The organism is Barnesiella sp. CU968 (assembly GCF_905219685.1).
GTDB lineage: Bacteria > Bacteroidota > Bacteroidia > Bacteroidales > Muribaculaceae > Lepagella > Lepagella muris_A.
Genome location: NZ_CAJMXD010000053.1, coordinates 1 through 11,313, shown reverse-complemented (window position 1 = coordinate 11,313; position 11,313 = coordinate 1). Strand labels below are relative to the sequence as shown.

The window sequence follows — 11,313 nt, the reverse complement described above, 5'->3', positions numbered from 1 at the left end:
AANTATCGGGCAGATTATATAGAATAAATTGTATTTCCTTTGCNATGATTTCAGCTGTTGAATTTAAGGGATTTCAGTTGCGCCAGAATCTCAGACTCCAGACGGTGGCTTTCTGCAAACATTTCAGTTAACTTGGACTCATAGTCAGCCATGCGCCGGTTGAATTCCTCTTCCGTTATATCGACATATTCAATCTTGATGTCGAAATATTGACCGGCTGAAAGCGAATAGCCCTTCTCCCTGATTTCATCGTATGTTACGGCTACAGAGAACCCTTCCTCAGCTTCACGGTTTCGGAAAGTAGTTACAATCTTGTCGATTTCTTCCGGACGAAGGCGTTTCTTCTGATTGTTTCCCTCCTTATATTCTTCACCGAGTTTGGAAGCGTCAATAAGGATTACCTTATCGGAAGTTTTGGAGTTGTCGAAGAACAATACCGAAACATTGGTGCCGGTATTTGCAAAAACATTCGAGGGCATTGAAACAACTCCGTGGATAATCTTATTGTCAACGATATGCTTTAGTATCTTGTTCTCAATTCCTGACTTTGCTGTAATAAAACCGGTAGGTATTACGATCGCACCCTTGCCATTCGGCTTCAGCGAATTGATTACGTGCTGAATGAAACATGCATATATTGCCATGCTCTCTTTCTTCTTTGCCGGAACCTTAGGCACACCTGCCCAGAAACGCGTCGGCTGGGCTGCTATCTTTTCGCGGGTATCGGCAAAATCCATTTTGAACGGAGGATTGGAAACAACGTAATCAAACTGTCTCCAAGATGTTCCTTCGTCATTTTTGTGGTAGGGTGAAACAAGGGTGTCTCCCTGAATGGCATGGTCAAGTGATGAAACCAAACCATTGAGCAGAAGGTTAAGTTTCAACATCTTGTTACTTCGCTGTGAAATGTCCTGTGCAAAGATGGTGCATTTACTGTTACCGATCTGATGGGCAAGTGCCATTAGCAGCGTGCCTGTACCTGCCGAAGGGTCGTAAGCCTCGATATTGTGCAAGTCTTCATTCTCGTCTACCAGAAGACGAGCCATGATGGTGGCAATGGCGTGCGGGGTATAGTATTCCGCATACTTTCCACCTCCGGCAGTATTATAGTCTTTGATAAGATATTCAAAGATAGTGGCAAAGAAGTCGTAGCCTTTCTCATCGGAAAAAGCCTCTTCGAAAGAGAAGCCAACGAGCTTGTCAACCAAGGCTCGTGCAAATGCCGGACGCTGGTCCACGTCAGTTACGTAAGGTGTCAGGCGTTCAAAAAGAGGAATTTTTGTGTTTTGAGTTGTCTGTGTTGAAAATATGTCGATGTTTTGCACGGCAATATCAGTCATTGTAGCATCGAATATTTCATCAAAATTACCTTTGGACTGGTTGTTCCAAAGTTTATAGAGCAGATGTTCCGGCTGTAATTTTAGAGTTTCCGGAGGGAGGAAAACCAATAGCAATTCACGTTCTGAATCACTTAGACCGGAATATGCAAGCTCCCAATGCTCGGCATCGTTGATTTTCTTGGCAAGGGGACTTTTGGCTTTCTTAAGCTCATATCCGAACTTGTCATTCAGGAACTTGAACAGGAAAATCTGAGTGATAATCTTGTATTCGTTGCCATCGTTGCCGAGTCCGTAGACCTGACATGTGGCTTTGAGGTCATCGATAAGACGTATGGTTTTCTCTTTTATATTCACTATGCGGTTGCGTATGTAGCTTTATACTGATTCAAGTATTGACGGGCAATACCATTCTTTACAAAGTTATAATCCTCAATAGTTGCCTCATCACTGATCTGCGGGAAATGCGAGAGCATATTGGCAACAATCTGCAATACGGTCTGCTCGAAGTAAACATCCTTTTTCAGAATGTCGTTCTTGTCATAAACCCGCTGGTCTACATCCTCCTTTATCATGTTGAGGATTATACTTATTTCATAGTCACTGAAAGTAAAAATCGGTTTTCTTGACTTCTCCTTGCGTTCAGAGTTGATTTCTCGGATACGTTTGTGGACACGCGCGAATTTTGCATCACCGTTATATTTGTTCAAAAGTGCCTTATTCGTCTTTTGGATAGTTTTCAGTCGGTCTATTATAGAATCCAGAGCTGCTGTTTCCTCATTGAATTTAGCGATAGAGTCAATTACAAATCCGTGCTCCTTAAAGCGTTGCATAAAAGCTTCCCGCAGAGTTATAAACTCCGGATCATCGGGGTCGACATTATCCATAAATGCCCGGATAGTGTCTCTCCATTTGTCCTGAAGTTCACGCCCTCCGGAAATCAGTTTAAGTTCTTCCTCTCCAATTTTGGAGAATGTAAACTCTATGTCCTGCATCGCCTCATTAACCAGTATGGCAGTCTGTCCGACAGCATTGAATGCCTCCTTCTGGTTTATGATGGTGATGTGATGCTGAACTTCCTTCAGCATATCCGGGAGTTTGGTCAGTTCCACTTTGGCAAACTGTGCTTTTAACTCATCGTCGCCGAATGTGCGGACAAGATTTCCGCAGTCACGCGCAGCTTCAAGAACCTTCTTCAATTTGAGAAGTTCCTCTTTGTCCTGTATGGTCGACACCTCAGAACTGAATTCCTCCACATTATTCAAGGTATATTCAAACAATGTGTCATGAATGTCACGCATAGTATCGAGAATCTCCTGAGGATTTTCAAGCACCTGAGTGAAAGTATCCGTTATTCCGCTTCCATCCTCATTCGGGTCATTAAAACGGTTTAGCTCTTGAAGGTACGCTTCATTTGTTTCCTCGAAGTTACGCCTGATGTCAGCAAAGTCTATAATATATCCGTAACGGTTGTTTTTATAAGGACGGTTCACACGTGTAAGTGCCTGAAGGAGATTGTGATCTTTAAGCTTTCGACCGAAATAAAGACGTTTTAATCGTGGAGCGTCAAAACCGGTCAAAAGCATGTTGAAAACAATCAGGACATCGACTGTCATATTTTTCTTGAAGTCTTTGACTATCTGCTTGCGGGTTTCTTTGTCATCGGTGTCGTGAAGAATAAGACGAGCTTTCACATTCGTCGGGAACGAAGCGTTTTTATTCATTTCCCGCTGAACTTCGTCCCAATACATAGCCAGATTCCGTGCTTGACCACTGGTCTCACAAATAATCATTCCGCCCAATGTATTGTCGCCATGCTGTTGACGGAACCGAGTAAGATCTGTAATTACGTATCTGATAAGTTCTTTTACGTAATTCTCATGTTCAATGATGGTAGACTTATGAACGTCTTTCTTCTGAACAAGCTGTTCAAGCTTATCCATGATTTGTGTAAGTCTCTCCTTATACGATGTCTCGATTTCTTCACGGATTATTTTCAATGTGTAGCCATCGGCGATAGAGCGGTCATAGTAATATGTATGAAAATAATCGTTAAAGACAGTTGCCGTCGCTTTTTCATCCTTAAGCAAAGGTGTCCCCGTCAGAGCAATCTTGATAGAGTTCGGGTCTGCGTCAAAAAGATTGGCGAGGAAACAGCCGCCTGGGCGATAGCCGCGATGCGCTTCGTCGAGTATGAATATACGCTGAAGGCTGGTAGCATATTCAGGCAGTTTCACCTTTTCTTTGTCCTCGGCAAAACGCTGAATGTTTACAACAGTGATTTCCTGTTTGCCGCTCACTCCCTGCTGAGACTTGTTGTCGCGGAACTGCTCCATAAGTTCCTTACGGGAATTGGCGGTTGTAACAACCAATCCTCGGGCTTCAAACTCCTGCGTAGCCTGTTCCAGAAGATCAAGGCGGTCAACAATGAAATAAAACTTGGCAACCTTGTTTTGTCTTGCAAAGTAGTCATTCAGGAAATATGCGAGATGGTATGAAAGTGCCGTCTTACCACTGCCTTGTGTATGCCATACAACACCGGCATTTGCATCATTATCAAGATGCCCGCGAATTGCCAATGCGGCAAACATCTGCTGATAACGCATGATATGTTTCTGGTCAGTCACCTCAATTTTACCGTCTACCTCTCGCTCTGATCTGACGTACGCAATACCGTATTTTAGGATAAACAGTAATCTCTCAGGCGAACACATCGAGGTCAGAATACGATTTGTCGGCGTATTCGTATCGAGATTTGTTTTATATTCAGGGGTGGTGTGAATAACTTCGCAGTTGAAGTCTTTCAATATTTTCTTCTCGACACTCCTATCGACAGGACGGTATGGATAATTCCTGTTATAAGGGGCAACATCAGCATTTGACCGATTCTNCTCACGGAAGCAGTTGAAAGGAGCTGATTCTTTTGCTGCGGTACAATAGAAAGCGCCCTGCATCGGCACAATTCCTCCCATTGTGTCATACTCCATATTATTGGAGAATATCATCAATTGGGTTATATTGATGAAAGAGCGGAAACGTTTATTGGGAAATCGCTGCTGATTCATCCGCTTACTCTCAGCAACCATTCCTCCTGAGTTATTCGGTTTCTTTACCTCAACAAATACAAGTGGAAGACCGTTTACAAATAGTGTTATATCCGGACGAAATTCATCCTGACCGTTCTTGCAGGTAAATTCCGCTGTAAAATAGAAACTATTGTTCGACGGGGTGTCGAAATCTATCAACTTAACAGGAGAAAACGCCTTCAGACGTTGATAAAACGCATAACCTAGATCATCATTCTTCAAATCGTTTCTTATATCCTGAAGCATTTGTTTGGCAGTAATCGGAGTATTGGGATTTAACCGTTCAAACTGTTTCTCAAATTCTTCTATGAGGATATTTGTTGAAGGGTCGTGGTTTTTCCCGGCATCTTCCTCTGAGATTTTGCCAAAGTATTTATAACCTAATCGTGTCAGATGCACCATTGCGGGCATTTGCACTCTTGTGGCTTCATTAAATTTGCTCATGGTTTCCGTAAGGTATTGTCTTTTGCAGTGCTAATTCCCGGTAGCCTCAGACTCGTCAAGCTATCGGGTTCATTTTTATAACGCAAAGATAATCATTTTCATTGGATTAGGCAACAGTGAGAAAAAGACAAAACTACTGGAACAAGGAATCAAGACGCGACTGGTCAAGGAGGCAGAAAACGCGGTTGCCGTTTGGAGTAAGCGCCGGATCCGGAAGAGCGAATAACTCTGCACACAGATGTTCCATCTCCACGGCACTCAGCTTTTCTCCACGCCTTATGGCTGAAGAACGTGCCATCATCAATGCCGCACGGCTCGCTATCGACACCTCTCCCCTCGCGTCAAGCCCATAGTTGGCGGAATCTTCAGTTACAGAATCAAGTATCCTCAGAACAATATCCTTGGGATTCCCGTTCTTGAGCATTGCCGGCAGAGAGGTTATCATCCATGTCTCACCGGATTCATATTCAAGCGAAAATCCAAGTCTGCGCAAGTCATCCTCGATCTCAAGCAACGCGGCTCTCTGCGACTCATCAAGAACAAGAGCTTCGGGAAACATCACGCTCTGCGATACGACCTCCATATTCTTCACTCTCCGCATAAACTCTTCATAAAGTATTTTCACATGAGCGCGATGCTGGTCAATTATCATCAGTCCGTGACGAGAAGAAGTTATTATATATTTTGAAGCATACTGCATGCACATCGGTGCAAGCTCATCCTTCAGTTCCTTTTCAAAAAGTGTCTCATCCTGCACTTCGGCGACTTCTTTCTTCTGCATATCCGACATCATCATATCCGACATCATCGGTGCCTCTGTCATAACCTGCCCGGTTTCTTTCCGCCCTCTGCTGAAATTCTCATACAGCGATTCCCAGTTGGAGGCAGATGGTTTTCTTTCATAATCCGTTTTGAACGGATTATAGTCTTCAGGCATATCTATCACCGGCTCTTTCGGCAATTCCCCCTCTTTAAGAGGTCTGACCGGAATCGCGTCCGATGTGAAGTCTATTGAAGGCACTGCGGAGAATCTGCCGAGTGCAGCCTTCACAGCCGCCTGAAGGATAGGCCATATCTGCTGTTCATATTCAAACTTGATGTCATCTTTTGTCGGACTGCGGTTAACATCCACGCTCTGCGGGTCTACCGTGAATTTAAGAAAATAGCATGGCTGTGTGTCCGGCGCAATTAGAGACTCATAACAGCCGACAATTGCCTTGTGAAAATATGGATGACGCATGTTTCTGCCATTTGCTATAAGGAACTGGAGCGGATTCCTGCGTCTTGCAAATTCCGGACGGGAAACAAAACCCTCTATCTTTACCAACGATGTCTCCACGTTTATCGGCAGAAGCTGATTGTCAAGTCCGGATTTCCACAGTCCGATGATGCGTTGCTTGAACGAGCCGGCACGCAAATCCACAGTACGTGTGCCGGTATCAAGCCCCATCCGTATATGATTGTTGACAAGAGCCATCCGTTCAAATTCACGGACTATGTTGGAAAGCTCTACACTATCACTTTTAAGGAACTTGCGGCGGGCGGGAGTGTTGAAAAACAGTTTCTTTACGGTTATCACAGTACCTTTGTCACACACACACGGTTCCTGACATTCCACACGACTGCCTGCAATTATAAGATGTGTGCCGAGCTTGTCACCCTCTCTTCTGGTTCTGACATCCACCTCAGATATGGCGCATATCGAAGGCAACGCCTCGCCCCGGAAGCCCATTGTATGTAACGAGAACAGGTCTTCCGCATTGCGGATCTTGGAAGTGGCATGTCTCTCAAAAGCCATACGCGCATCGGTCTCAGACATGCCGGATCCATTGTCAATGACCTGAATCATTGTCTTTCCGGCATCCTTTACAACAATACGGACATCTGTGGCACCGGAATCAACCGCGTTCTCGACCAACTCCTTAATCGCCGACGAGGGTCTTTGTATGACCTCTCCTGCCGCTATCTGGTTTGCCACCGCATCAGGCAGCAATCTGATCACATCTGTCATAAATTCTTTATTGAGATAATCCGGTTTGAGAAATTCCGGTTTTCATTTTAGATGCGGGTGTATCGTCTTTGAAATAATTCTCAAGTTCCTCCGGCACCTCTCCCAGCTCATCCATCCACTTCCAGCGTCCGCCGTACCATTCGCGACGGGGTCTCAAAGGCTCAAACCATCTGAATCCCTGGAGATATTTCTGAGCAGGCTTGATAAGGAATATCGGATATATGGAACCTGTGGTCTCCGGCCAGAATTTGAGTTTGTCAAGAGTGCGTTCCTTCATGTCAATTGTAAGGAAAGAGCTCTCAACACTCACAAGCTTGTTGTAAGTCGAATCTTTCTCCATCGGAAGGAAGATTGTCTCCACATTGCCTTCCACATCAAGACGCGATAATTCTCCCCCATCGAAATATGCTGTCATTTTTTTCCCGGCGAGCTGATTGTAGAAATCCTCGTCTATATATTCTGCAAGGAATCCTTTTTCGGGAAGATCGGCGCGATCTACCGTCGAGTCGTTGAAATGGACGTTGATCTTGTCACCATAAACCTGTTTCTGCTCATTCCAGACAACCGGCTTGCGTATAAGATACAGCATGGAGTCATACTCCTGATATATCATCGTATCCGCTATTCCCTGCATGTCCTGACGGAAGAAACGTGCCCTGCCAATGGCTCTTGCCACATGATAGTCTTTAGGCACCATATATGTCGAGTCTCTTCCGAGTTTGTCAAGTCTCGGTCCTGACGGAACAACAGCAGTCGAATCTGACACAATTGTCTCAACGACCACAGAATCAGTTACCACAGGACGCGATGCGATACTGTCGGCAAGATGCGAAGATTCCGGCTTCTCTGCCTTGGATTCACCGGTCCCTGATTTATCGGCTTTCATCCGTTCTTTTTTCAAATCTTCAAGCATTTTGAAAAAACCGCCGGCAAATCCGCGCAACTGCCCTATCTGACCGGGTTTCGGGAAACCGGAAGGAATCCGCAGGACTTCAATATTCATCTCGTCTGCAATTTCAGAAGCGGATGTATAACCTTGCAGACGTGCTCTCGTCTCCGCGCTCAAAGCTCTGGCAAGACTGTCTGGCCACACATATTCCACTCTTACGGATGTAAGAATGGTGTCGGCTCTAAGAAAAAGTGTGTCTTTCTGGGAATACTCCATCAACAACGGATAATCTGTGGAATATGCCCAGCGCAAAGAATCGTCATACTCGCCATATCCTCCAATCAGTGTCATTTTGCGCGCGGTGTCTGTCAGCACCATCGGCTGCGGATTCTTCGCCGCATCACGAAACATGAAAGCCCGGCTCAGACGTGTAGCCTTATCATAGATTATTGAATCACCTTCGAGCGTGACAACATTCATCGAACTGTCTCTATGCAGTATGGTGGATCTCGCCGTCAGAATGGCATTGTCTGTCTGCGTATTGTAACGTCCGGCTGTCGTAAGGATTGTGTCGTTCGCACCTTCTATGCGTGTTTCCGTATTGATTGTGGCTATATGTGTGCCCGTATTGTAATCAAGTTCTTCNGTAAACATCCTGTAACCGTCTTTGGTATTCACGAGAACCACATTATCCTCAAACCGTGCAAGTTTTGTGGCAGGCGAGTATTCTCCGTAAGTAGATGTCAGAACATTGATCTCGTCCTGAAGCTTTCCGCCACGGGTATACCACCCCATCTCTATGTTCATGTCATAGTCAAGACTGTCTGTGGTGAGCGTTACCTTAGGATCTTTAAGCGTCACCTCCTGACGCGACGGACCGGCAGTCAGCACAGCCTTCCTTTGTCCTCCGTCATAAAACAGTTTGTCGGCATATACGAAAAGGGTATCGCCCTGTTTCATCTCTACATGTCCGAATGCGTCAAGAGAATTGCGCTCCGGGAAATAATATGCCGAATCACAATACATCCACATTCCTCCCTGACGGAACACTACATTACCCTTCACAATCTGTTTCTCCTCGAAATCCATAGGCGGACGGAACAAGGAATCCGCATTTTCAAGAAAGACCTTGTCTTCCTGATACCTGTTGGCAGAGGGTATTGTAGGCTTGATCGGCTGTGTCGGAGCCGGACGTGTGAAAGACTCCGTCTTTTCCTTTTTCTTACGCTCCTGGGCGTATAGGGACTCCATAACAGAGATTCCTCCCGACAGCACTATGGCCGCCAGGAGAAACACTATAATTTTGGGAGTCTTTGAAATCATCACTTTATCCAGCCTTCATATTCAAATTCACAATTTTGCCAGCCATCGGCTATCTTTACGTAGGTATCCTTGATTTTTCGTTCAACCCACTCTTTCAGAATCTCCTCTTTCCGCTTTGCCTCATACATCTCCTTAAGCATGTTATAGTCATCGGAAAGATTCGCCTTGTGTCNGGGTACGCGGCTCGTAAGTTTCACTATTGCCACGATATCCTTGTTACGTTTTGTATCTTTCATTATAAACGCTTCAGACACATCTCCTGGTTTCATCATCTCTACTCTTCTTGCCACCTCCGGCGGTAATTCCTGCATCTCGAAGCGAGGACTGCCTGTCTGAGGATTCACCATGACTCCTCTGTTGTTCTTTGTATCCTTGTCCTGCGACACGTATCTTGCGGCATCCTCAAAGGGGAACTTTCCTGCCACTATCTCTTTGCGCAACGAATCAAGACGCACGGTCGCTTCCCTCAGATCTTTCTCGTTTACCTTGGGGGTAAGCAGAATATGGCGCACATTAACCTGATCCCCCCTTTTGTCGATAAGCTGAATGATATGATAGCCATATTCGGTTTCCACAATACGGGATACTTTCTTGGGGTCATTGAGGTTGAACGCCACATTGGCGAACTCCGGCACCCATGATGACCTCGACTGGTAACCGAGTTCGCCACCCTGCATGGCTGACCCGTCCTCGCTATTCATGATGGCAAGGGTAGAGAATTCGGACTCACCGCGATTAACCCTGTCAGCGTAATCGCGGAGCCGCGCGTTTACATCTTCTATCTCCTGGGCGGGAATAACCGGATTGATAGATATGATCTGGGCTTCCACCTGCATCGGCACATAAGGTATGGAATCCTCCGGCAATGTGGAGAAATATTTTCTGACATCGTTGGGAGTCGCCTTGACATCTTGTGTGAGATTATGCTGCACCTGCTCTATTATATAATTATTGCGCATAACCTCAAGAAGTTGTTCACGCAACTGTGCATAAGGTTTGCGGAAATATTCCTCAACCTTCTCGCGTGAACCGAAATTGTTTATAAAAAATGCAAGACGCTTGTCAACCGATCCCTGTACCTGTCCTTCCGGAGCCTCGACAGTATCAATCTTTGCCTGATGCAGATACAACTTTTCCACAGCTATCCTCTCGGGAATAACGCAATACGGATCACCTGCCACAGATGTGCCCTCAGAGCGCATCTGAGCATACTGGTCTTCTATCTCAGAACGAAAAATCGGCTCGTCACCGACTATCCAGGCAACCTCGTCAACGACATTGCGCTTAACAGGAGCAGCAATGGCACAAAGTGCCATACAAGCCGCCGCAGGTATCATTACGTTTCTTATTTTCATATATCAGGTTCTTTTTTTATTCTTGTTTTCATTATCTGATGCGACCTCCTGCCTCATCTTTCTTTTTATAGGATCATACAGACCAGGCTTAAGTCTCCCCTCCTCTATACTTTTGGAGTACAACGAGGTCAAAAGTCTTATTCTATAGTCAGCCTTTTTCTCCCTCTCCATCATATCCGCAATGCGCCGGGAGGCATATTCATATGGCATGACACTTCCGGTAGGAAGATAATCGAACACATGCAGTATGTACGTAGAGCCTCCGTATGACGTCTCGAAGTCTCTGGCAGACCCCAGAAATGCATCTGCATCGTAAAACCTGTAAGGTATCTGCTCCGCCACATCCGCCCAGTCAAGCCANTCATCCTTGAAATATTCATATTGCGATGCCTGGCGCAGACCATACTTTTCAATATTGTCGATAGCGGAAGATGTCGGAGAAGACATCCATTTCCTTATGTCTCCCAAACGCTCTTCTGAATCCGCGACCTTGATATATATACCCTTGATGATAGGAGCGGAGAGCTTCATTTCCGATCCATGCTCGGCATAGTACATCTTTACGCTCTGCTCCGAAACAGCCGGAATCTCGCCTTGCTTCGATCGCAGATAGCGTTCGATTATCAGGTTGTTACGGTAATCTTCAGCCATGCGGTCTATCTTCTCAAGGTCTGCTATATTATCGGATGCAAGATCACTGAGCATCATTGTTCTTACCCAGCGCTCCACTATCGAATTAAAAAGGTCGAGACTGTCCTGTTCCGACAGACCGGAAGGAATTCTCGAAACCACTTCGCGCACTGTAAGTGCGGAATCTCCCACCTCCACAAGTATTTTCTCGGCTGAGACCTCCTCCCCTGCCGGAGAT

5 protein-coding genes are annotated in these 11,313 nt (G+C 45.6%); all 5 read right to left on the bottom strand.

Features of this window, described 5'->3' with window-relative positions:
- Positions 1-50 precede the first annotated feature (50 nt).
- Complete coding sequence (locus JX312_RS03695) at positions 51-1,697, bottom strand: N-6 DNA methylase (RefSeq protein WP_204457113.1); 1,647 nt, start codon at positions 1,695-1,697, stop codon at positions 51-53.
- A complete protein-coding gene (locus tag JX312_RS03690) occupies positions 1,694-4,867 on the bottom strand; it encodes a type I restriction endonuclease subunit R (RefSeq protein ID WP_204457112.1) in 3,174 nt (1,057 codons plus the stop codon). The genes JX312_RS03695 and JX312_RS03690 overlap by 4 nt, the downstream gene beginning before the upstream one ends.
- A 133-nt stretch (positions 4,868-5,000) precedes the next feature.
- Positions 5,001-6,869, bottom strand: coding sequence for a DNA mismatch repair endonuclease MutL (gene mutL, locus JX312_RS03685; RefSeq protein ID WP_370541470.1), 1,869 nt, complete (start codon positions 6,867-6,869; stop codon positions 5,001-5,003).
- Positions 6,870-6,885: 16 nt separating this feature from the next.
- The gene (locus tag JX312_RS03680; RefSeq protein ID WP_239653796.1) at positions 6,886-9,090 is read right to left on the bottom strand and encodes an OstA-like protein; all 2,205 of its coding nucleotides are present in this window, start codon (positions 9,088-9,090) and stop codon (positions 6,886-6,888) included.
- Positions 9,090-10,445: a peptidylprolyl isomerase gene (locus tag JX312_RS03675; RefSeq protein ID WP_204457109.1), complete on the bottom strand. Its 1,356-nt coding sequence runs from the start codon at positions 10,443-10,445 to the stop codon at positions 9,090-9,092. Before JX312_RS03675 ends, JX312_RS03680 begins: the two co-directional genes overlap by 1 nt.
- Positions 10,446-11,313 lie beyond the last annotated feature (868 nt).